The sequence below is a fragment of the Pseudomonas sp. PKS genome (assembly GCF_051913525.1).
GTDB lineage: Bacteria > Pseudomonadota > Gammaproteobacteria > Pseudomonadales > Pseudomonadaceae > Aquipseudomonas > Aquipseudomonas guariconensis_D.
In genome coordinates this window covers 1-22,668 of the sequence record NZ_JBEGDO010000024.1, presented here as the reverse complement: position 1 = coordinate 22,668, position 22,668 = coordinate 1, and the positions used below count along the sequence as shown (strand labels likewise).

General features: G+C 63.2%; 19 protein-coding genes. 8 read left to right on the top strand and 11 right to left on the bottom strand.

Annotation, left to right across the window (positions count from 1 at the left end; genetic code table 11):
• Positions 1–7 precede the first annotated feature (7 nt).
• From ureC to ABOA88_RS20035, 4 genes are read right to left on the bottom strand one after another with little or no spacing between them, the layout of a single operon-like run.
• A complete protein-coding gene (gene ureC / locus ABOA88_RS20050) occupies positions 8–1,711 on the bottom strand; it encodes an urease subunit alpha (RefSeq protein WP_196170590.1) in 1,704 nt (567 codons plus the stop codon).
• Positions 1,708–2,025 (bottom strand): urease subunit beta, encoded by a 318-nt coding sequence (locus ABOA88_RS20045; protein WP_196170657.1) that lies wholly within the window; start codon positions 2,023–2,025, stop codon positions 1,708–1,710. Before ABOA88_RS20045 ends, ureC begins: the two co-directional genes overlap by 4 nt.
• A gap of 10 nt (positions 2,026–2,035) precedes the next feature.
• The gene (locus tag ABOA88_RS20040) at positions 2,036–2,338 is read right to left on the bottom strand and encodes an urease subunit gamma (RefSeq protein ID WP_043211330.1); all 303 of its coding nucleotides are present in this window, start codon (positions 2,336–2,338) and stop codon (positions 2,036–2,038) included.
• 10 nt (positions 2,339–2,348) lie between these two features.
• A complete protein-coding gene (locus ABOA88_RS20035; RefSeq protein WP_196170589.1) occupies positions 2,349–3,182 on the bottom strand; it encodes an urease accessory protein UreD in 834 nt (277 codons plus the stop codon).
• Between the two features lie 310 nt (positions 3,183–3,492).
• Between ABOA88_RS20035 and ABOA88_RS20030 the strand changes: the two genes are divergently transcribed.
• The 3 genes from ABOA88_RS20030 to ABOA88_RS20020 all read left to right on the top strand — a co-directional run bounded on the left by ABOA88_RS20030 (position 3,493) and on the right by ABOA88_RS20020 (position 6,797).
• On the top strand, positions 3,493–4,512 hold the full coding sequence (locus ABOA88_RS20030; RefSeq protein ID WP_070574590.1) for a branched-chain amino acid aminotransferase: 1,020 nt from the start codon (positions 3,493–3,495) through the stop codon (positions 4,510–4,512).
• 235 nt (positions 4,513–4,747) lie between these two features.
• Positions 4,748–5,428 carry a response regulator transcription factor gene (locus ABOA88_RS20025; RefSeq protein ID WP_070091218.1) on the top strand — a complete coding sequence of 227 codons (681 nt, stop codon included), beginning with the start codon at positions 4,748–4,750 and terminating at the stop codon, positions 5,426–5,428.
• Entirely contained in the window at positions 5,406–6,797 is a 1,392-nt protein-coding gene (locus ABOA88_RS20020) for a sensor histidine kinase (RefSeq protein ID WP_367852050.1), read from the top strand. The genes ABOA88_RS20025 and ABOA88_RS20020 overlap by 23 nt, the downstream gene beginning before the upstream one ends.
• Positions 6,798–6,873: 76 nt before the next feature.
• On the opposite strand, the gene cysS is transcribed toward ABOA88_RS20020, so the two are convergent.
• On the bottom strand, positions 6,874–8,256 hold the full coding sequence (cysS, locus tag ABOA88_RS20015; protein WP_043211339.1) for a cysteine--tRNA ligase: 1,383 nt from the start codon (positions 8,254–8,256) through the stop codon (positions 6,874–6,876).
• A gap of 9 nt (positions 8,257–8,265) precedes the next feature.
• Positions 8,266–9,969, bottom strand: a complete 1,704-nt coding sequence (locus ABOA88_RS20010) for a glutamine--tRNA ligase/YqeY domain fusion protein (RefSeq protein ID WP_367852051.1) — start codon at positions 9,967–9,969, stop codon at positions 8,266–8,268.
• 236 nt (positions 9,970–10,205) lie between these two features.
• Here ABOA88_RS20010 and ABOA88_RS20005 point away from each other — a divergent pair, with 236 nt between their 5' ends.
• Both ABOA88_RS20005 and ABOA88_RS20000 read left to right on the top strand, forming a co-directional pair.
• Entirely contained in the window at positions 10,206–10,706 is a 501-nt protein-coding gene (locus ABOA88_RS20005) for a peptidylprolyl isomerase (protein WP_070574583.1), read from the top strand.
• Complete coding sequence (locus tag ABOA88_RS20000; RefSeq protein WP_196170586.1) at positions 10,703–11,425, top strand: UDP-2,3-diacylglucosamine diphosphatase; 723 nt, start codon at positions 10,703–10,705, stop codon at positions 11,423–11,425. The genes ABOA88_RS20005 and ABOA88_RS20000 overlap by 4 nt, the downstream gene beginning before the upstream one ends.
• Positions 11,426–11,468: 43 nt before the next feature.
• On the opposite strand, the gene pvdQ is transcribed toward ABOA88_RS20000, so the two are convergent.
• The gene (pvdQ, locus tag ABOA88_RS19995) at positions 11,469–13,763 is read right to left on the bottom strand and encodes a bifunctional acylase PvdQ (protein ID WP_437437109.1); all 2,295 of its coding nucleotides are present in this window, start codon (positions 13,761–13,763) and stop codon (positions 11,469–11,471) included.
• 219 nt (positions 13,764–13,982) lie between these two features.
• Between pvdQ and ABOA88_RS19990 the strand changes: the two genes are divergently transcribed.
• Positions 13,983–14,351, top strand: a complete 369-nt coding sequence (locus tag ABOA88_RS19990) for a fe2+ zn2+ uptake regulation protein (RefSeq protein WP_367852053.1) — start codon at positions 13,983–13,985, stop codon at positions 14,349–14,351.
• Between the two features lie 36 nt (positions 14,352–14,387).
• On the opposite strand, the gene ABOA88_RS19985 is transcribed toward ABOA88_RS19990, so the two are convergent.
• Positions 14,388–14,582, bottom strand: a complete 195-nt coding sequence (locus tag ABOA88_RS19985) for a hypothetical protein (RefSeq protein ID WP_070091226.1) — start codon at positions 14,580–14,582, stop codon at positions 14,388–14,390.
• Between the two features lie 409 nt (positions 14,583–14,991).
• Here ABOA88_RS19985 and ABOA88_RS19980 point away from each other — a divergent pair, with 409 nt between their 5' ends.
• Positions 14,992–15,372 (top strand): Mor transcription activator family protein, encoded by a 381-nt coding sequence (locus ABOA88_RS19980; RefSeq protein WP_196170583.1) that lies wholly within the window; start codon positions 14,992–14,994, stop codon positions 15,370–15,372.
• Between the two features lie 124 nt (positions 15,373–15,496).
• Here ABOA88_RS19980 and ABOA88_RS19975 read toward each other — a convergent pair whose 3' ends face one another.
• Genes ABOA88_RS19975 through ABOA88_RS19965 form a run of 3 tightly spaced genes read right to left on the bottom strand, consistent with a single transcriptional unit; the run spans position 15,497 to position 21,613 of the window.
• Positions 15,497–19,171, bottom strand: coding sequence for a translocation/assembly module TamB domain-containing protein (locus ABOA88_RS19975; RefSeq protein ID WP_367852054.1), 3,675 nt, complete (start codon positions 19,169–19,171; stop codon positions 15,497–15,499).
• On the bottom strand, positions 19,168–20,910 hold the full coding sequence (locus ABOA88_RS19970; RefSeq protein WP_196170656.1) for an autotransporter assembly complex protein TamA: 1,743 nt from the start codon (positions 20,908–20,910) through the stop codon (positions 19,168–19,170). Before ABOA88_RS19970 ends, ABOA88_RS19975 begins: the two co-directional genes overlap by 4 nt.
• A 52-nt stretch (positions 20,911–20,962) precedes the next feature.
• Entirely contained in the window at positions 20,963–21,613 is a 651-nt protein-coding gene (locus tag ABOA88_RS19965; protein ID WP_196170581.1) for a GNAT family N-acetyltransferase, read from the bottom strand.
• A gap of 162 nt (positions 21,614–21,775) precedes the next feature.
• Here ABOA88_RS19965 and xthA point away from each other — a divergent pair, with 162 nt between their 5' ends.
• A complete protein-coding gene (gene xthA / locus ABOA88_RS19960) occupies positions 21,776–22,588 on the top strand; it encodes an exodeoxyribonuclease III (RefSeq protein WP_196170580.1) in 813 nt (270 codons plus the stop codon).
• The last annotated feature ends 80 nt before the right edge of the window (positions 22,589–22,668 follow it).

The window sequence follows — 22,668 nt, the reverse complement described above, 5'->3', positions numbered from 1 at the left end:
GTTTTCCTCAGAACAGAAAATAACGCTGGGCCAACGGGAGTTCGCGGGCCGGTTCGCACACCAGCAGCTCGCCGTCGGCGCGCACCTGATAGGTCTGGGCATCCACCTCGATAAGCGGTTGCAGGCTGTTGTGGACCATGTCGGCCTTGCGTACCCGCCGACAGCCGCGGGCCACACCGATCAGACTGCGCAGGCCAAGCGTCTCGGCCAAGCCCCCGTCCATGGCCAATTGCGGCAGGAAGGTCATGCGTGTGGCGTGCCGGGCCGCACCGAGGGCGCCGAACATCGGCCGGTAATGCACAGGTTGCGGCGTGGGAATCGAGCCATTGATATCGCCCATGGGCGCCGTGACGATCATTCCGCCCTTGAGCACCAGGGCTGGCTTGACGGCGAAGAAGGCCGGCGACCAGAGCACCAAGTCAGCAAGCTTGCCCACCTCCACCGATCCCACCTCATGGGCGATACCATGGGTCAGGGCCGGGTTGAGGGTGTACTTGGCGATGTAGCGTTTGACCCGGAAGTTGTCGCTGTAATCGCTGTCAGGCGACAGCGGCCCGCGGCGTAGCTTCATCTGGTGCGCCACCTGCCAGGTGCGCAGCACCACCTCGCCCACCCGCCCCATGGCCTGGGAGTCCGAAGAGGTCATCGCGAAAGCCCCCATGTCGTGGAGGATATCCTCGGCGGCAATGGTCTCGCGGCGTATGCGCGACTCGGCGAAGGCCACGTCCTCGGCAATGCTCGGGTCCAGGTGATGGCAGACCATGAGCATGTCCAGGTGTTCGTCGACGGTGTTCACTGTATAGGGCAGCGTCGGGTTGGTCGAAGATGGCAATACATTGGCCTGCCCGGCTGCGCGGATGATGTCCGGCGCATGACCGCCACCGGCACCTTCGGTGTGGAAGGTGTGGATAGTGCGATCACCGATGGCGGCCAGGGTGTCTTCGATACACCCGGACTCATTGAGCGTGTCGGTGTGGATCGCCACCTGGATGTCCAGCGCCTCGGCCACGCCCAGGCAGCAGTCGATGGCAGCCGGCGTGGAGCCCCAGTCTTCGTGCAGCTTCAGGCCCACCGCTCCGGCGGCGATCTGCTCCTGCAAGGCTTCGGGCCGCGAAGCATTGCCTTTGCCCAGCAGGCCGATGTTGATCGGCAGGCTGTCGGCGGCCTGGAGCATGCGCGCCAAGTACCAGGGGCCGGGCGTGCAGGTGGTGGCATTGGTGCCGGTGGCCGGCCCGGTGCCGCCCCCAATGAACGTGGTGACGCCGCTGGTCAAGGCCTCCTCCACCTGTTGCGGGCAGATGAAGTGGATGTGCGAGTCGATGCCGCCGGCAGTGACGATCTTGCCCTCGGCGGCAATCACTTCAGTGCCCGGCCCGACGGGGACGGTGACCCCCGGCTGGACATCAGGATTGCCCGCCTTGCCGATCGCGGCGATACGCCCATGACGCACGCCGATATCGGCCTTGACGATGCCCCAGTGGTCGATGATCAAGGCGTTGGTCAGCACCAGGTCCATCGCCTCGGCGGCGAGCATCTGGCCCTGGCCCATGCCGTCGCGGATCACCTTGCCGCCACCGAACTTGACCTCCTCGCCATAGACCGTGAAGTCTTTTTCCACCTCGACCCACAGGGCGGTATCGGCCAGGCGTACACGGTCGCCGACCGTCGGACCGAACATGTCGGCATAGGCCTGCCGGGATATCCGACTCATGCCCTACCCTCCAGTGCGCCCATGACCTTGCCCTGGAAGCCGTACACCTCCCGCTTGCCGGCATAGGCCACCAACTGCACGGTGCGGGCCTGCCCGGGTTCGAAGCGCACCGCAGTGCCGGCCGGAATGTCCAAGCGATAGCCCCGGGCCACCTCACGCTCGAAGACCAGGCAATCGTTGACCTCGTAGAAGTGATAGTGCGATCCGACCTGCACCGGGCGGTCGCCGTGGTTGGCCACACTGACGCTGACAGTCGGGCGGCCCTTGTTGAGTTCGATGTCGCCGTCGGCGACCTGGATTTCTCCGGGGATCATGCTCGGCTCCTCAGACGATGGGGTCATGCACGGTCACCAGCTTGGTGCCGTCGGGAAAGGTCGCCTCGACCTGAACGTCATGGAGCATCTCGGCCACGCCCTCCATCACCTGCGCTCGTCCCAGTACCTCACGTCCCAGGCTCATCAGCTCGGCGACACTGCGCCCATCACGGGCACCTTCGAGCACAGCGGCGCTGATCAGCGCCACCGCCTCCGGGTAGTTGAGCCTCAAGCCACGGGCCAGCCGCCGCTCGGCCAGCAACGCTGCGGTGAACAACAGCAGTTTGTCTTTCTCTCTTGGGGTCAGCTCCATGGCCTCTCTCTCAGGTGGCCCAGATGCGCGGCGGGCACGGCGCCAGGCCCAGGACAGCCGGACGCAGCAGGTGCCAGAGGCGCTGCAGGGTGGATTGCAGGTGTTGGTTGTCATGGTCGAGCAGGCGGATCACCAGCAAGGGCCCCAGCAAGGTAGCGCCAGCAGGATTGCCCAAGCCCTCCAGTGCCTGGCGCACGCGCTCGAGCAGGGCCGGGTCGGCGGGTGCTGCGCAAAACGTGGCGACAAGGGGGTGGCCGCCAAGCTTGTCCAAGCCCCCGCCTTCGATGCGCAAACGCTCCTGCAGCCCAGGGTCGTCTGCCAGCTCGATGCGCAGGCTGCTGTCGAGTGCGCCTTGATCGAAGCGTTCGCCCATGACCGGTCGCCCCAGGCACAGGGTCTCCCAGGCCAACAACCGGGCACCGGGCTCGAGCGTGAAGCGGCTGTCCAGCCTGGCACGCGCGCCGTTGAAGAAGATGCTGTCCTGGGGCAGCCATTCCAGCGTGCTGCCCGCCGCGAGGTGGAACCGCTGCGTGAGCCGTGCTGTAGGCCCGATGCTGCGGTAGAACTTGCTCGCCCCCGGCATGGTCAGCAGTGCGTGGCTGCCAGGCTCTAGATGAACCTCCAACTCCAGCCGGTCACCGGCGACGATGCCACCTGGCGGATGCAGGACATAGACATGACAGGGTGCACCTTCGGGATGGAACGGACGCTGCACCAAAAGAGGACCGAAGTGCCGTCGCGCACCAAGGCGGGTCACCCCTTCGCACTGGGTGAAGCGCAGTTGAAGGCAGGCGCTCCAGCCGGGTTGCTGTTCGAGTTGTTCCTTGCGCTGCGCCAACGACATCCACCAGCCCCCGAAAACACACGGCCTTGTGGCCGCGACGCGGGTCAGATGCAGCGCTGGGCGCCCTGCAGGCCTGACCACTTGATCAAATTCTTTGGCAGGGACATAGCAGGTAACGGGCCAACTCTTCGCTTGAGGCTGAATGAAAAGATTCAGCGCACCGCGTCTTCGCAAGGGCTGACCAGCCGGTCGCCCGTCTGGGCAATTCATGACTGGACGTTTCGGATCCGCGGCGGATGTATTATCGTGGCGAGGTGCGCATATAAAAGCAGCCTGAGCGATCAGGCCCTAGGCATTACAAGAGGGTGTCATGAGTAACGAGAGCATTAACTGGGACAAGCTGGGCTTCGACTATATCAAGACCGACAAGCGCTACCTGTCCGTATGGCGCAACGGCGAGTGGGACAAAGGCACCCTGACCGAAGACAACGTGCTGCACATCAGTGAAGGCTCCACCGCCCTGCACTATGGCCAGCAATGCTTCGAAGGCCTGAAGGCCTATCGTTGCAAGGACGGCTCGATCAATCTGTTCCGCCCTGACCAGAACGCCGCCCGCATGCAGCGCAGCTGCGCCCGCCTGCTGATGCCGCAAGTGCCGACCGATGTGTTCATCGAGGCCTGCAAGCAAGTGGTCAAGGCCAACGAGCGCTTCGTGCCTCCGCACGGCAAAGGCGCCCTTTACCTGCGTCCGTTCGTCATCGGCACCGGCGACAACATCGGCGTGCGCACCGCGCCGGAGTTCATCTTCTCGATCTTCGCCATCCCGGTCGGCTCGTACTTCAAGGGCGGCATGAAACCGCACAACTTCACGATCTCCAGCTATGACCGCGCCGCCCCGCAAGGCACCGGCGCCGCCAAAGTCGGTGGCAACTATGCGGCCAGCCTGATGCCAGGCGCCGAAGCGAAGAAGAACAACTTCGCCGATGCCATCTACCTGGACCCGCTGACCCACAGCAAGATCGAGGAAGTCGGTTCGGCCAACTTCTTCGGCATCACCAAGGACAACGAGTTCGTCACCCCGAAATCGGCCTCCGTCCTGCCGGGCATCACCCGTCTGTCGCTGATGGAACTGGCCGCCTCGCGCCTGGGCCTGAAAGTGGTCGAAGGTGACGTCGAGATCAACAACCTCGATCGCTTCGTCGAAGCCGGCGCCTGCGGTACCGCCGCTGTCATCACGCCGATCGGCGGCATCGAGTACAACGGCAAGCTGCACGTCTTCCATGACCTGGAGAAGGTCGGCCCGGTCACCCAGAAGCTCTACAACGAGCTGACCGGCATCCAGAGCGGCGACGTCGAAGCGCCAGCCGGCTGGATCGTCAAGGTCGCCTGAGGCTCCGTCCTCCCCTGAAAACGGGGCATGCCAGCAATGGCATGCCCCGTTTTTCATTGGCCATTCCCTTGTTTACCCGCGAATGCACCCGCCCATTCACCGAAGGTCCAAGGGTGATCTCGGCCCCGTAGACACAGGCCGATCAGGTCTTGATGCAGCAGATGAATTTTTCTTAAATCGCGCAGTGTCTATTCTTTGGCACAATCAAGTCTCCAATCGCTGCCCAGGTACTAGCATGCCCCGCGTACTGACCATCGAAGACGACGCCGTCACCGCCCAGGAGATCGTCGCCGAACTGTCCAGCCATGGCCTGGAAGTGGACTGGGCCGACAATGGCCGGGAAGGCCTGTCCAAGGCCATCGGTGGTGGCTACGACCTGATCACCCTCGATCGCATGTTGCCCGAGGTCGATGGTTTGACCATCGTCACCACCCTGCGCAACCTCAAGATCGCCACCCCCATCCTGATGATCAGCGCCCTCTCCGATGTCGATGAGCGCGTGCGCGGCTTGCGCGCCGGCGGCGACGACTACCTGACCAAGCCGTTCGCCTCCGACGAGATGGCCGCACGGGTCGAGGTGCTGCTGCGCCGCAACAGCGTGCCTATGACCCAGACCCGCCTGCAGGTCGCCGACCTCGAGCTGGACCTGATCAGCCACGAAGCACGCCGCGGCGAGCAGACCCTCAACCTGCTACCGACTGAATACAAGCTGCTGGAATACCTGATGCGCCATGCCGGACAGGTCATCACCCGGATGATGATCTTCGAAGAAGTCTGGGGCTACCACTTCGACCCTGGCACCAACCTGATCGACGTGCACATCGGTCGCCTGCGCAAGAAGATCGACCCGCCTGGCCAGAACCCGCTCATCCGTACCGTGCGGGGCTCCGGCTATGCCATTGCCGAACCCGTCTAAGGGCTGGAGTTCCTCGACCAGCCGCCTGCTGGCGCTGTACAGCTTCCTGTTCGTGGCCTGGAGCAGCATCCTCATGGGGGTGCTGTACTTCGAGGTCTCCAGCTACCTGAACAAGCTCACCCGCCATTCCATGCTGCAACGCCAGCACCTGTTCTCCCACATGAGCGGCAAACAGCTCGACGACGCGCTGATCGCAAGCCAGGCGTTCGAGGAGCGCGGTTTCGACGCCTACGGCCTGTTCGACGCCCAGCTCAACCCCATTGGCGGACGCGTGCGCTTCATCCCGCCGGAGCTCGGGCTCGATGGCGAAGTCCACGAACTCAAGCGATGCCTGGATGCCGACGACCCACTCCTGCCCCGCGACAGCTGCGACGCCGTGGCGATCCACATCAAGGATGGTCGCTGGCTGGTGCTGGTCCGCGACAACGGCTCGCTATTCGTGGTCACACGGATCATCCTGCATGCCTTGCTCTGGGGCATCTCCCTGACCTTGATCCCCGGTTTCGCAGGTTGGTACCTGCTGCGCAGGCGGCCACTCAAGCGTATCCGGGCAATCCAGGCCCAAGCCGAGTTGATTGTTGCGGGCGACCTCACCCATCGCCTGCCGCTTTCGGCGCGGCGTGACGAGCTGGACATGCTGGCGGCCATCGTCAATGCCATGCTCGACCGCATCGAACGGCTGATGCACGAGGTCAAAGGCGTCTGTGACAACATCGCCCATGACCTGCGCACGCCCCTCACTCGCCTGCGTGCGCAGCTTTACCGGATCCGCCAGCAAGGCGGTGACAACGCGCCCGAGGCCCAGGCCCTGGAGCAGGCGATTGCCGAGACCGACACGCTGATGGCGCGCTTTCGCGGCCTTTTGCGCATCAGCGAGCTGGAGGACCGTCAGCGCCGCGCCGGGTTCGTCGAGCTCGATCCCCACGCCTTGCTGCTGGAGCTGTACGACTTCTACCTGCCGCTGGCCGAAGATGGTGGCATCCGCCTGACCCTGGAACAGCCCGCGCAGCTGCCAGCGCTGCACGGGGACCGGGAACTGCTGTTCGAGGCGCTGGCCAATCTGGTGGGTAACGGCATCAAGTTCACACCGGAGGGTGGGCAGGTACGGATCCAGGCGCGTGAGTATGCCAGCGGCCTGTACATCGCCGTCGAGGACAGCGGGCCGGGGATTCCGGAGCAAGAGCGTGCGGCGGTGTTGAAGCGTTTCTATCGCAGCGAGGAAGGCCATCGCCATCCGGGGTTCGGACTGGGGCTGTCGATCGTCGCGGCGATCGTCGACCTGCATGGGTTCCGGCTGGAGGTGGGAAGCAGCGAGCTGGGAGGGGCGAAGCTGATGCTGCATTGCCCATTGGCGGGGCTAGCCAAGTAACAACTGGGGCCGCCTTGCGGCCCTTCGCGGGTTGACTCGCGAAAGGCTGCAAAAGCAGCCCCAATCAGCACATCGATCAGTCGGCCAAGCGCCAGGTGGTACCACCCTTGCCGTCTTCCAGGACCACGCCCATGGCGGTCAGCTGGTCACGGATACGGTCGGACTCGGCCCAGTTCTTGTCCGCACGCGCCTGCAAGCGCGCCTGGATCAGCGCTTCCACTTCAGCGGCGTCGACCTTGCCCTCGGCACCGGCACGCAGGAAATCGTCGGCGTCCAGTTGCAGTACACCCAGCACATCTCCCAGCTCACGCAGACGACCCGCAAGACCGGCAGCGGCCTCAGGGTCGCTGTCACGCAGGCGGTTGATCTCGCGCACCAGGTCGAACAGCACGGCGCAGGCCTCCGGCGTACCGAAATCGTCGTTCATCGCCACGCTGAAACGCTCGACGAACTCCTCGCCCCCCTTGGCTTCGACACGCGGCAGACCGCGCAGCGCGTGGTAGAAGCGTTCCAAGGCACCCTTGGACTCACGCAGGCTGTCCTCGGAGTAGTTGATGGCACTGCGATAGTGGCTGGCCACCAGCAGGTAGCGCACCACCTCAGGGTGATACTTGTCGAGCACATCGCGGATGGTGAAGAAGTTGTTCAACGACTTGGACATTTTCTCGCCGTTGATACGGATCATGCCGCAGTGCATCCAGGCATTGGCGTAAGGCTTGCCGGTGGCCGCCTCGCTCTGGGCGATCTCGTTCTCGTGGTGCGGGAACTCCAGGTCGCTGCCGCCGCCGTGGATGTCGAAGCTCTCGCCCAGGCAGCAAGTGGACATCACCGAGCACTCGATGTGCCAGCCCGGACGGCCCGGGCCCCATGGCGACTCCCAGCTCGGCTCGCCCGGTTTGGCGGCTTTCCACAGGACGAAGTCCAGCGGGTCCTGCTTGGCCTCGCCCACTTCGATCCGCGCGCCGATGCGCAGGTCTTCGATCTTGCGCCGCGACAGCTTGCCGTAGCCGACGAACTTGCCGACCCGGTAGTACACGTCGCCATTGCCCGGTGCGTAGGCATAGCCCTTGTCGATCAGGGTCTGGATCATCGCGTGCATGCCAGGGATATGGTCGGTGGCACGGGGCTCCTGATCCGGTGGCAGGATGTTCAGACGGCGCTCGTCTTCGTGCATGGCATCGATCATGCGCGCGGTTAGCTCATCGAAGCGCTCGCCGTTGTCATTGGCGCGGTTGATGATCTTGTCGTCGATGTCGGTAATGTTGCGCACATAGGTCAGCTCGTAGCCGCTCTTGCGCAGCCAACGGGTGATCAGGTCGAAGGCGACCATGCTGCGGCCGTGGCCCAGGTGGCAATAGTCGTACACGGTCATGCCGCACACGTACATGCGCACCTTGTTGCCGTCCAGGGGCTTGAAGGCTTCCTTGGTCTTGCTCAGGGTGTTGTAGATGGTAAGCACGGCGATTCCTTAGCTGCCCCAGGAGTCACGCAGGGTGACGGTGCGGTTGAACACCGGACGGCCCGGCTGGCTGTCCTTGAGGTCGGCGCAGAAGTAGCCTTCGCGCTCGAACTGGAAGCGGTCCTCAGGCGCGGCCTGGGCCAACGACGGCTCGGCACGGCAGCCGGTCAGCACCTGCAGCGAATCCGGGTTGATGTTGTCCAGGAAGCTGCCACCCTCATCGGTCTTCTCCGGGTTCGGCGAACGGAACAGACGGTCGTACAGGCGCACTTCGCATTCCACACTGCCTTCGGCCGGCACCCAGTGGATCACGCCCTTGACCTTGCGGCCTTCGGGGTTCTTGCCCAGGGTGTCCGGATCATACGAGCAGCGCAGCTCGACGACATTGCCGTCCGAATCCTTGATGGCCTCGTCGGCACGGATCACGTAGCTGCCGCGCAGGCGCACCTCGCCAGCAGGCTCCAGGCGCTTGTAGCCCTTGGGCGGCTCTTCCATGAAGTCGTCGCGGTCGATGTACAGCTCACGGGAGAACGGCAGCACGCGCACGCCCATGTCTTCTTTCGGATGGCGCGGCAGCTCGAGTTGCTCGACCTTGCCTTCCGGGTAGTTGGTGATGACCACCTTCAGCGGACGCAGCACGCACATGGCTCGCGGCGCGGTGCGGTCGAGGTCGTCACGGATGCTGAACTCGAGCATGGACATGTCGACCACGCCGTCGGAGCGGTTGGTGCCGATCATCTCGCAGAAGTTGCGGATCGAGGCCGGCGTGTAGCCGCGGCGGCGGAAGCCCGACAGGGTCGACATGCGCGGGTCGTCCCAGGCGTCGACATGCTTTTCGTCAACCAGTTGCTTGAGCTTGCGCTTGGAAGTGATGGTGTAGTTGAGATTCAGGCGGCTGAACTCGTACTGGCGCGGACGCGCTGGAACCGGCAGTTTGTCCAGGAACCAGTCGTACAACGGACGGTGGCTTTCGAACTCCAGGGTGCAGATCGAATGGGTGATGCCCTCGATGGCGTCCGACTGACCGTGGGTGAAGTCGTAGTTGGGGTAGATGCACCACTTGTCGCCGGTCTGGTGATGGTGGGCATGACGGATGCGGTACAGGATCGGGTCGCGCAGGTTCATGTTAGGCGACGCCATGTCGATCTTGGCGCGCAGCACACGCTCGCCATCCTTGAACTCACCGGCCTTCATACGCGCGAACAGGTCGAGGTTTTCCTCGACGCTGCGGTCGCGGAACGGGCTGTTGCGGCCTGGCTCGGTCAGGCTGCCGCGGTATTCCTTGGCCTGCTCGGGGGTGAGGTCACAGACATAGGCGTTGCCCGACTTGATCAGGTCCACGGCCCAGTCGTGCAATTGGTCGAAGTAATCCGAAGCGTAGCGCACCGGGCCTGCCCACTCGAAGCCCAGCCATTTGACGTCACGCTGGATGGAGTCGATGTACTCCTGGTCTTCCTTGGCCGGGTTGGTGTCGTCGAAACGCAGGTGGCAGACACCACCGAACTCCTGGGCCAGCCCGAAGTTCACGCAAATCGACTTGGCGTGGCCGATGTGCAGGTAACCATTGGGCTCCGGCGGGAAACGGGTGACGATGCTGCTGTGCTTGCCCGAGTCCAGGTCGGCCTGGACGATCGGCCGCAGGAAGTTTGCAGGGACGGCGGGGGCGCCTTTGGCAGCGGCGTTGGGCGCGTTTTCGGCAGTGGGCTTGCTCATAGGATCCTTGAATGCTGGTATCCGGCCTGGGTAGGCCGATTGAATCAAAGGGCCTATCATAGCCGAAGCAGTCAAGCTGCTGACAGCCGGGCACCGACAAACTGGCGCGATTTGTCGCAAGCCATGCAAAATGGCCGACGCGCGCCTTGTGTCGCGGTCGCCCGATCCTGCGTCAGGTGACAGTACGCGCCCTGCGCAGCCCATTTCCCGAATGCCTTTTAAAGAGCGAATTCAGCATGTCCAAAGTCAAACTGAGCACCAACCACGGCGACATCGTCCTGCAACTGGATGGCGAAAAGGCACCGAAAACCGTCGAAAACTTCGTTCAGTACGTCAAGGACGGTCACTACAACGGCACCGTGTTCCACCGCGTTATCAACAACTTCATGATCCAGGGCGGCGGTTTCGAAGCGGGCATGAAGCAAAAGCCAACCCGTTCCCCGATCCAGAACGAAGCCGACAACGGCCTGAAGAACGCCAAGTACAGCATTGCCATGGCCCGCACCATGGAGCCACACTCCGCCTCGGCGCAGTTCTTCATCAACGTCGCCGACAACGATTTCCTCAACCACAGCGGCAAGAACGTCCAAGGCTGGGGCTACGCCGTATTCGGCGAAGTGATCGAAGGCCGTGACGTGGTCGACGCGATCAAAGGCGTCTCCACCGGTTCCAAGGCCGGCCACCAGGACGTGCCGAAGGACGACGTGATCATCGAGAAAGCCGAGATCATTGAGTGATCCTGCTGATCTCCGATCTGCACCTGCAAGAAGAACGCCCGGACATAACCCGGGCGTTTCTTGATCTGCTCGACGGCCGTGCCCGGCATGCCAAGGCGCTGTACATCCTCGGCGACTTCTTCGAAGCCTGGATCGGCGACGATGCCATGACGCCTTTCCAGCAGTCGATCTGCCAAGCCCTGCGCCGGCTGAGCGACAGCGGCACGGCGATCTACCTGATGCACGGCAACCGCGACTTCCTCATCGGCCAGGCCTTCTGCGAAGCGGCAGGCTGCACCCTGCTGGCCGACCCCAGCGTGGTGCAACTCGGTGGCGAGCCGGTGCTGTTGATGCATGGCGACACCCTGTGTACCCGCGACCTGGCCTACATGAAGTTGCGTCGCTACCTGCGCAACCCGCTGAGCCTGTGGATCCTGCGTCATCTGCCGCTGTCCACCCGGCAGAAGCTGGCACGCAAGCTGCGCAGCGAAAGCCGGTCGCAGACACGCATGAAGTCCACCGAGATCGTCGACGTCACGCCCGAGGAAGTCCCCAAGGTGATGGCAGCCCATGACGTGCGCACCTTGGTGCACGGCCATACCCACCGGCCAGCGCTTCACAAACTGGTGGTCGAGGGTCAGCCGGCCCGACGCATCGTGCTGGGTGACTGGGACCGCCGTGGCTGGGCATTGCAGGTCGACGAACAGGGCTTCCAACTGGCCCCGTTCGACTTCCCTTGATTCGGGGCTGCCTTGATTGGGGCGCAAAGCGCCCCTTCTTGGCTCAATGACCTGTGCCGGCCACCACCGCCTTGTCCCCCTCGCGGATCACATACTGCCGATACTGCGGATCAGCCTTGATCTGCGCCTCGGTGAACGGGATCGGCGCCAGTTGCTTTGCAGAGAACGCACGGGTCTGGTCACTGGCATAGGGCGATGCGGCCTCGCTTGACTGCGAAAACGCCAGCAACCCAAACGCCTGCGGCCCCTGCCGGGTGAAGCTGACCAACTGCAGATAGCTGGTGCCACTGACTACCTGCTGTCTGCCCGCACCCGCAGGGACGCTGTACATCGCGTTGTACACCCCAAGCTCCTGAGGCCCGCCCGGCACGGGTGTGCCATCGGCCGCCTGCTGGATCTGTCCCCACTGGCGATCGGCACTCACACCCGCCTCGCCCATCCTTGCCAGCGAAGCCAGCGCTGCTTCATGTACACGCTTGCTCACAGACGCCTGCTCCACCGCCAACCCGCGCGGCGTATGCTGCGGATCAGCCGGGTCGAAGGCCACACGCCAGCTTTCAGGGTGGTCGGCCATCGCCTCGACAATATTGGCAAAGTGCAGCAGGCCCACGCCGCTTTCCAGGTCGGCCTTGCCATTCCAGGCGCCCAGACTTGCGCATACGTCGTGCACATCGGCCGGCGCCGCCTGGCACCAGGCCAGCAGGTCCGGGAGCACGAGGCTTGCGGCGTACACCTCATCATCCAGCACCATGCGTTGCAGCTCGGCCATCCCGAGTTTGCCGGGCCCTTGCAGGCGTTGCAGGGCAAAACGGCTGCGCAGGCCCAGCGGCAGGCCGTCGCGGCTGACCAACGGTGAGTAACCAGTCAACGGTTGCGCAGGGTTGGCCAGCCAGGCCGGGTCGTTGGAGTTCTGCACGAAGTCGCGGCGCTCCAGGCTTGGCAGACGCCGCGCCGGGAAGATACCCGGCTGAGCCGCTTGCGTATCGCTCTTCCATTGGCACACGCTGCGCGAGCCATCCAGCACCACCAGTGGCTCGGTTGCCGCCGGATCGCCACAGTGGGTCAGCAGCGCCTGGTCCACATAGGGCACCACTGACTGGTTCAAATACGCGGCACGCCCTGCGGCATCGACCGCCAGGGTGTTGACCCACGGAATGCCCTGAATCTGCCCCACTGCCTGCTTGAGGCTGTCCAGGCTGTCGGCACGGTTGATCGCATCCCACTGCTGCAACACCCGGGTGTTCTCCAGGTTCGCATCGCGCAGGCTGTAGGCGTGTTGCCGGTCCCAGTCCAGCCGGCCAGGCCACTGCACCACCGGGCCGAAGCTCGAGGCATAGACCTGTCGCTGGACGCGCTGCAGCTGGCCATCTTCACCCTTGACCGTCACGCTCAGGGTCTGGCGGGTCAGCGGCACGGACTTGCCATCGAGCAGATAGCGAGTGGGGTCCTTCGGGTCGAGTTGCAAGCGGTACAAGGTGAAGTGCTTGGAGGTATCGACCGTGTGAGTCCAGGCCAGGCGGCGGTTGAAGCCGATGTTGATCAGTGGCAAGCCCGGCAGCGCGGCTCCCATGACATCCAACTGCCCCGGGATGGTCAGTTGCATCTGATAAAAGCGCATGCCCCCCTCCCACGGGAAGTGTGGATTGGCCAGCAACAGGCCACCGCCAGTGGAGGAACGCTCGGAGCCGACCGCTACCGCATTGCTGCCTCGGGCCGAGGCGAACTGCGCCTGGCGCGCCACAGCGGCGCTGAAGTCCCGCCCCTCCACCCGAGCGGCCGCCTGCGGTGGTGTGGCCGCCACCAGCGCCTCGACAAATTGACCGATGCCCCCCTCTACCAACAGCCGACGGGTGAGCTTGGCCAGGTCCTGGCTGGTGATCGGCCGCACCCAGTCACCATCGCCGCATTCAACCGGCAGCCCCTGGGCCTTGCGCTCGGCAAGGGCGCGGTTGTAGCCCACGGCATACCCCTCCAGCCGTTGGCGCACCGGCGCGGGCTGGGCCTGGAGGAAGGCGTTGACCGCCGAGTCGGTATTGAGCCAGGCGAAGAACGTATCGCTGTCGAGGTTCTCACGCTGCTCGATCGTCTTGCCCTGAGTACCGAAGTAGCGCGCACGCTCACCATTGACGGTAAGCACTTCGTTGGCCAGCAGGCAAAGGTTGTCCTGGGCATAGGCATAGCCGATGCCATACCCCAGGCCTCGTTCGTCCTTGGCCAGGATATGCGGGACGCCAAAAGTGGTCCGGCGGATTTGCGCCGACGCCTCGCCAGTGGCTTCGAGGGCTTGCGCGGCAAGGCCTGAGCTGAGCAGCACGGCTGCCAGACCAAGGTGGGTCAGGTGACGCAGAGGTATGGACACGGGCACTCCTGGGATTGGAAGGGTCATCCCGGTCAGACGAACAGCCCGATGGAAATTTTACGCAAGGCAACCCAGTGCGACGTCTTCAACACAAAGCAGCGATTTTTTTCGCCAAGGGCTGCGGTTTTGCCCGCCTCATTCGTCCTATCAAGTGAGGCACTCATGATTTCGGGACAGCCCACGAAAAGGAGCATTCACATGTACAACCCACAACCTGCGTTGCAGAGCGGCCCTCGCCTGGCCGCGGCCAGAGCGGTTGCCGGCGCCGAGGTGCGTGCCGGCAACGAGCAGATCCGCGAATTGCTGCGAACCTTTGGCCTGCGTACCAGCCTGATCCGCCTCAAAGTCATCGATGCCCTGCACACCGCCGATCGCGACGGACGCAGCATCGGGGTGCGCGGCATCCATGCGCAGCTGGAGCAGTTGGACATCCCTCTGTCGTTTCTCAGTGTGCGCGAGGTGCTCAAGCGGCTGTGCGCCGAAGGCGTGATCAGCCTGGGCAACGACAAGTGCTACAGCCTCACCCCCGAGGCCCGGGCCGTGCTGGAGCAAGCCACCGCCCGTTGAATCCATGGCCGGCCTGAGCTGGCCGGCCCACCTGCTTCAAGGCTTGGGCCCCACCTTGCGACGCAGGATTGCGTTGATCACCACCACGATTACGGCAATGGCGATGGCGATGTACTGGAAGGTCTGCTCGGTAATGGTTCCCTGCTTTTGCAGGTAGGACAGGCCCAGCATGATGCCCAGCACCACCAGGATGATCAGGATCGAGTATTTCAAGCGTTGCACATGTGTCATCGAAGGTTCCTTGCGACATCAGGGACATAAGGCTCGCGACGAGCCGAGGCCATGATACAACGTCCCCCCTCACAGGCGGCGCTTTTGCTTCTGGCCCTTCCCCGGCACCTGCCTTATGGGGCGAAGGTAGGGTCACCCTCCGATGCGCCAAGCAGACCAGAAAACGAGTCATCAAGGCTTCCAGGGCTTTGTTGACGCTACATCCTACGTGATCGACCCTCGCTGCCTGCAAAACCTCGCGCCAGAAGGCTACACCCGCCGATCCGCTTGGCGCCTAGCGACCCCACTTGCGACTGCCGGAGAATCAAGGTCAGGCCGACGACGACTTCGCCCAATGAGGCAAAGCCCGCCCGCCATTCGCCATGGAGCACCATGCCCTGCGCCTGCTTATTTCTTCGAGGAATCACCAATGGAACTGCCAGACCTCAATCGCATCGATATTTCCCAACTGCCCCACTCCCTGCAATCGCTGATCGAATGCATCGGTATAGAGAGCGCCTACCGACTGACATGCGCCTACGGCGGACGCCCCAAATACATCCCCAAACACCTGGAGCGCACCAAACTTGCCGATGTGTTGCCCCCGGAGGCCCTGCAAAGCCTGATCAAACGTTTTGCCGGTGTCGCCCTGGAAATCCCGAAGCCAGATCACTTCCTGCGCCAACTGCGAAACCTGCAGATCAAACAGGAAAGTGCTGATGGTCTTTCGCGTAGTTTGTTGGCGGACAAGTACGGCTTGAGCTTGCGCCAGATCGGCAATATCCGCCGGCAGGAAGATCACGCACGCTGAGACCTGCTGGCGAAAGTGCCACAGCAGCACGAGGCCCAATTGTTTGAGCGCCTCTCCAACGCAAAGCGCCCCACCCCTTGAGGGGATGAGGCACTCGAAACGTTTGCTGAAGGCTGCGAAGCGTTCAGAAATCGCGCTTGTAGAAGATGTCCAGGGAACTGGCCAAGCCGCTGGCCGCTTCCAGGAAAACCTTTCTGCTCAACTTGTAGCGCAACGCGATGGTATTGGCCGGCTCGAACACCCCGACGCCGTAGCGCAAGCTCAGCCGCTCGGTGATGTTACCGCTGGCCACCACGCTGGTGCTGTTGCCCGAGCCTTCGGAGCCTAGTTGGAAATCCTCGATGCCGAGACTCGAGGCCAGGCCACCTGTCAATTCCTCCCCGCCCAGCAGGCCAAGCCCGAGGGCCGCCTGGGCCAGCATGTTGTTGTCCTCGCCCGTGGCAGTCAGAGGCCGGCCCAGTACCAGGTAGGACAGTGCCTGTTCCTGGCTCATGGCGGGCTCGGAAAACACCTTGGTGGTCGGCTGCTCGGCATTGCCACTGAGGCGAATGCCAGCGATGACATCGTCGACCCGACGGATCGCTTCGATATCCAGGTACGGCTGGTCGATCGGACCGGCGAACAGCAGCCGCGCCCGACGGATGATCAAGTTCTGGCCATATTTGCGGTAGCGACCGTCGGCCAGACTGAGTTCACCGCGAGTATCCATGTTGTTGCCGATGTGCACATGCCCGAGCAGGTTGGCTGTCAGACCAAAGCCTTTGAACGACAGTTTGTCCTGCCCCACGTCCACATCGACGTCCATGGCGATCGCCATGGGCGGTGCACCTTCTTCGGTCTGGTGGCCGACGATCACCGTGTCATCCGAAACCTTGACGGTCGATGGCGGCAACTCACGCACAGTGATCTTGCCCTTGGGCACCTTCACCTTGCCAGCGATCGCCAGCTTGTCATCGACCAGCCGGATGGTCAGGTCTGGCGCAACTTCAAGAGCCGCATAGGGCTCGACGTTGACGGGCAATTGTTGGCCCCTCAAACGCAAATCCATGGCTAGGGCCTGGCCCCAGGTCAGGTTGCCCTCCAATTGGCCACGGCCGGCCTCGCCGCTTTGCCAATTGCCGTTCAGCTGTACCTGCTCACCGGCGATCAGCGCCTGCAGCGAAAGGTTCTTGAGGCTGACCGGCAACTGCGCACCACTGACTTCGCCGCCACTGAGCGCCAGGTTGCCATTGACCTGTGGGCTCAACAGGGTGCCGGACAAACGACCGCTGCCATTGAGCTGACCGGTGAGGCGCTCGACCATCGGCACGAAGGGACGCGCCACGGACAAGTCCAGGCCCGTCAGGCGGAAATCCCCTGACAGCGGCTTGTGCTTGCCCAGCGGGTCGATTCGGGTGCTCAGACTCAGCTCGCCCAGGCGCTCGCCACGAAAATCCAGGCGGGTGTCGACCCGACGTGGTGCAAGGGTACTGTCCAGACGCAGCACCTGGTAGGGGAAGTCGATCCAGCGGTCCTGGTCGCGAACCCGCAGGGTGCCGCCACTGGCATCGACGCGAATGTTGCCCTTGGGCCCGGCGTCGGGAATGTCCAGGTTGATGTCTGCATTGAGCAGGCCCTGCCAGGCGAAGTCCTTCGGCAACCACTGGGCCAGGCTGTCCAGCGGAAACTGCTTGAGGTGATAGCGCAGCCGCGGCTCGGGCATCAACCGCTGGTCCTCGCCACACAGGCTCGCCTGCCCGGCGCGCCAGCAATGGGCACCCAGATCAAGCTGACCACTGGCCAGGCGCTGCAGTTTCGCCGGAGCCTGCAAGCGCCAATCCTGGCCACCGGCCTGGATACGCCCCTCTGCCAGACGGCCGCGCCAGTCACCCTTGGCCAGTTGACCGTCCAATGCCAGATTCAGCTTGAGCTGCGGTCCGTCGAGCGCGAGGGTGGCTGCCTGTTGGCGGATATCCCCTTTGCCACTGATGTCGAGATTGCCCAAGGCCGTTTCGTCCAGGCGGATATTGCCAACCTTCAGGTTAACCAGGGCGCGTTGGGCGCTGTCCAGCTTGGCGTCAAGGTCCAGGCGCTGGACCCGGTTCTGCGCCTGGCCAAGTTGCTGGCCTTGCAGGGTCAACGTCCCTTGCGGCGCTTGCAATGTACCGGCGACATCCAGACGGCCATTCACCCGCCCCTGAAGTTGCGGCCAGAGCTGGCCCAGGCGTGGCAGATCGAGATCGATGCGACCGGCCAAGCGTTGTTGCAGGCTACCACTGCCATTGATGCGGTTGTCGCCCAGTTGCACGGCGAGACTTGCGAGCGTCCAGCGCTCGCCCGCGCCGTCGGCCTCCACCTTGAGCACGGCGGGCTGCCCCCGCAAGCGTCCCTTGAGATCCAGCTGAGCCTGCACCTGCAAGCGCTCATTCTTCAACTCGCCTTTGCTGCGCAGGGGCCCGGCCAGGGTACCTGGCATCTCCGCCAGCCAGAACGCAGGGTCCAGCGCTGACAGTTGCAAATCCACATCCCAGGCCAGCGTGTCGGCGAAACGAACGGCAACACTACCGGCGGCTTTGCCCTGCCCGGCCGTCAAGGCCAGCTGTGGCAAGCGCACCTGGCTCAGGTCGCCCTCGAAAGGGCTGGCCACGTTGAACGCCCCGGCGGGGCCGTCGAGGTCGCCCTTGAAGTCACCTTTGTAGTTGCCGTCTCGGTACTGCACCTGGGCGTTGAAGCGTTTGAGGGTAACCTGGGGAGGCTCCCCCAAGGGATAGAGGCGCAGCCAGGGAAAATCCAGCCAGTCAATGCGGGCACCGGCCTCAAGCCCCTTTTGCCAGTCGGCGCTGGCCTGCAGCTTGACCCGTTGGGTCTCGCTGGCGTTGAGGTCCAGCGCATCCAGGCGAGCGCCCTTGGCATCCACTTGCCCGCCCAGTACCAGCCCAATGGGGCCTTGCTCGGCAGGCAGGCTGGCGGAACCTGCCAGACGGTAGCCCTTGAGCAGATCGCCCGAGGCGTCGAGGCGCAGTTGGTTGAGTTGAAGGGTGTCGGGCAATGATGCCGAAGGCTTGAAGCCATCGGCGCGAAGGCTCAGGGTGGCCGGCAGGTGCTCGGCCAGTGCCTGCAACTCGCCGCTAAGCTGGGCATCGAGGTAGCCACTGCTGGTGGCTTCGAGCGTCAAGGTCTTCTGCAATTCGCCCTTGACCGTCAGCGCCAGCTGCCAGGGCTTACCGTCCACGTCGGGCAATTGCACGGTACCGGCCACGTGCAACGGCCAATCGCCTTCAGGCTGCAGATCGCCCTGCAGGTTCAGGTGCAGGTCATCCCGTTTCAGTTGCAAGGTGTCGATGCGCAAGCCACCGACGGTCCAGTGCGCAGCCAGTTGCAGGTCACCCAGCAAGTCGTTGCCGTCCAGGCGCAACTGCCCGACCTTGACCTCACCCAGCTCGATGGCAATCGGCAGGCGCAAGGTGGGCAGTTGCAATGGCCCGCTCTCGGCCGGTGCCTCTGCTGGCGCAAAGGCCATGTCGATACGCTCGGCCTGCAGGCGGTCCACGCACAGGGTGGCGCGCAACAGGCAGGCTGGCGACCACGTCAACCGTGGCGCCTGCAACTCGACCCGGTTGTCGCCGTCGGCCCAGACCAATCGGCTGGCCTGCCAGCGGGTGCCCAGGCGCCCCTCGAAATCGCTGACCTCAAGACCCGGCACACGCCCCAGTGCCCAGCGGCTGCCCATCTCGGAGCCCAACAGCAGGCCAAGGACCAGGGCAATCAGCAGCAGCAACCCCAGCAATGTCAGAAGAATGGGTTTGAACACACGTGTCACAGCTCAGGCCCCATGGAGAAATGCAAGCGCAAACCACCGTCCTCATCCAGCGCCCGGGCCAGGTCCAGGCGCAACGGCCCGACCGGCGAAACCCAGCGCACGCCGATGCCGACGCCTGTCTTGAGGCTGGGCAGTTCCAGCGTATTGAATGAATTGCCTTGGTCGATGAACGTCGCCACGCGCCACTTTTCGGCTACCGAGTATTGGTACTCGGCACTGCCAGCCACCAGGTAGCGGCCGCCAATACGGTCGCCATCGCTGTTTTTCGGAGACAAGCTCTGGTAGTCGTAGCCGCGCACGCTCTGGTCGCCACCTGCGAAAAAGCGCAACGAAGGCGGGATGTTCTGTTTGTAGCCATTGGTGGCGCTACCACCGAACTGCACACGGCCAAGCAGGCGGTGGCGCTGACCGAGGGTGGTCAAGCCCTTGAGCTGCACATTGCCGTGCAGCAGGTTGGTGTCGGACACCAGCCCTTCCTTCGCCCCTTGCAGGTCGAACTGCAGCCGGTAGCCATTGTGCGGATCGATGCGGTTGTCGCTACGCAGGTAGGAAAAACTGACCCCGGGCATCAACAGGTTGCTCAACCCCGAGTCGTCGCCCAGACGGTACTCTTCGCGCTGGTACTTGAGCGAGACCACTCGCTGCCAACCGCTGGGCAGTTTGCTGTGCCACTCCGGCCCCACGGTCAGCAGTTTACTTAAGGTATCGGTACCGGCGATCTCCTCGTTCTGGTAACCGCCGGCAAAGCGCAGCTTGTCGGTCAGCGGTGGGTCCAGAGGCATGTCGTACCACAGGCCGACGTTTTGCCTAGGCGCGGACAGTTCGGTCTCCCAGCCATAGCTGTGCCCTTGGGCATTGACCCAATGGCGAGTCCAGTTGGCCTTGCCGCGTGGCCCGACGTCGGTCGAGAACCCCACGCCCAGACCCATGGTGCGAGGCTTGCGGGTTTGCAGGTGAACGTCCACCGGGATTTCCTCATTGACCGCCGCGGTCGGCGCCGCGTCGACGCGTACGCCTTCGAAATAGCCACTCGACTGGAGGTCGTTGTTGAGCTCGGCGATCAGCTCGGAGTCATAGGGTGTGCCGGGTTTGAAGGAGACCATGCGCTGCAGCAGGTCGTTGTCCAGGGGCGTATCGCCGCCGAACGTGACAGCCCCCATGCGGTAGCGGGGACCACTTTGGTAGATGAGTTCGATATCGGCCACGCCCGCCTGGGGGTCAACCGACAGGCGCTGTCGGGTGAAATGGCCACTGAAGAAACCATAACGCGATGCCTGGTTCTGGATCAGCCGCTTGGCGTCTTCATAGAGGCCGTGATTGAGTGGTTCACCTGGGCGCAAGGCCTTGCTTTGGGGAATGCGAAATGCCTTGAGTTCGCTGGCCGGGCCTTCGATACGCACGGTCACGTTGCGCAAGTGCACAGGCTCGCCGGGCTCGATGCTGATGATCAGTTGCGGGGGATGGTCCTTGTCACTTGGCGGCTTGACCTCGGTGTCGATCTGCGCCTGGTAGTAGCCCAGGGCCTGGGCGGCCTTGCGCGCCTGCTCCTGGGCACCACGACTGAAGCGTAGCAAGGCTTCCTCGTCACGGCTGCCGAGGCTGCCAATGTAGTTTTCGATATTGCTCTTGAGCGCTTTGTTGGCCGGTTTCACCTGCACCTTCAATTCGCTCTGGGCCCATGCTGCGGTACTGGCGGCCCAAAAAATCAGGCCCCAGGTAAGTCTTCCTGAATACGTCATGCGGCGAATGCTACCAGAGGCGACCCGTTCAGGGTGCCGCTTGTCGAACGTCTTACCCAATCGCAGTCTCCGTAGACATCGGATTGGGACGCATGAAAACGCGCTCTCGGATCGGCCCTACCGCGATTTCACCCACCTCCTGATAGCCCACACGCTGGTAGAACGCCAGAAAATGTGCATTTCCAGTATTGAGCACCACACCTTGGCTCTGCGGGTCTTCGCCGCACCAGTCATGTACAGCTTGTAACAATTGTTCACCATAACGTTGCCTCTGATACCGAGGATGCACGCCCACCAGCGACAGCACGTGCACCCTACCCGGAGGCAAGGCACTGGATAGGGCTGCTTGATAATCCAAGTAACGACGGGTGCAGCGTATGCCCGTACCGAGGATCATGCGCAGGCGCCAGGCCCAACTGTCGGTCACCCCCAGGCGCCGCAGCGAGGGCACGATCAGCGCCAGACCGACCAAGCGGTCGTCCATCAGCAAACCGATGGCTGGCAGTTGAAGGTAGAAGTGCTGTCGCACCCATTCACGCAGCATCATTCGAAGGCGCCGCTCATATCCTGGGCGCTGGGCCTCGAAGACATAGGCAAGCGTGGGGTCGTGACGATAAGCGTGATAAAGGAGCGAGCGCACCTCGCGGTGGTATCCATCATCGAGCAGACAGACACGGGCCGAGGCGGCAGTGACGTCGGACATTGCAGGTGATCCTCCTGGAACGGACTTGACGGGCCGGGAAACGTCTTGACGTGTATCGTTTCAGCTGCCTTGGCACGTTAGCAGCCTGGGCCATAGGGTGCCATGCTGGTGATGGTCGCCGATGTCAGCTAGCATCCCTGCTTTTATCAGGATTATCTTTCAATGAAGATCGTCTCGTTCAACATCAATGGCTTGCGTGCTCGCCCCCATCAACTGGCGGCGCTGATCGACAAGCACCAGCCGGACGTCATCGGCCTGCAGGAAACCAAAGTCAGCGACGATCAGTTCCCGTTGGCCGAGGTACAGGCCCTGGGCTATCACGTGCACTATCACGGCCAGAAAGGCCACTATGGCGTCGCCCTGCTCTCGCGTCGTGAGCCTCTGTCGTTGTTCAAAGGCTTCGCCAGCGACGAGGAGGATGCGCAGCGCCGTTTCATCTGGGGCACCTTTGCCGATGCACAGGGCACCCCCATCACTGTCATGAACGGATACTTCCCGCAGGGAGAAAGCCGAGACCACCCCACCAAGTTTCCGGCCAAGCAACGATTCTACGGTGACCTGCAGGCATTGCTCGAAGGCCAGTTCAGCAGCGAGCAACCCTTGTTGGTGATGGGCGACATGAACATTTCGCCCCAAGATTGCGATATCGGCATCGGGCCGGACAACGCCAAGCGCTGGTTGCGCACGGGCAAGTGCAGTTTCCTGCCTGAGGAGCGCGAATGGATGGAACGGCTGAAGGGCTGGGGATTGGTCGACAGCTTCCGGCACTTGCATCCTGAGGTGGATGACCGGTTCAGTTGGTTCGACTATCGCAGCCGGGGGTTCGAGGATGAGCCCAAGCGGGGGCTGCGCATCGACTTGATCATGGCGTCGCAGGGGTTGGTGTCGCGGCTCAAGGCGGCTGGGGTCGATTATGAGTTGCGGGGGATGGAGAAGCCTTCGGATCATGCGCCTATTTGGTTGGAGTTGGGGTGAGGGGCTTGGGCTTGGGCTTGGGCTTGGGCTTGGGCTTTCAGATTGGGTGAATATCCGGTGTTGGCGGTGGCGCCACCGGC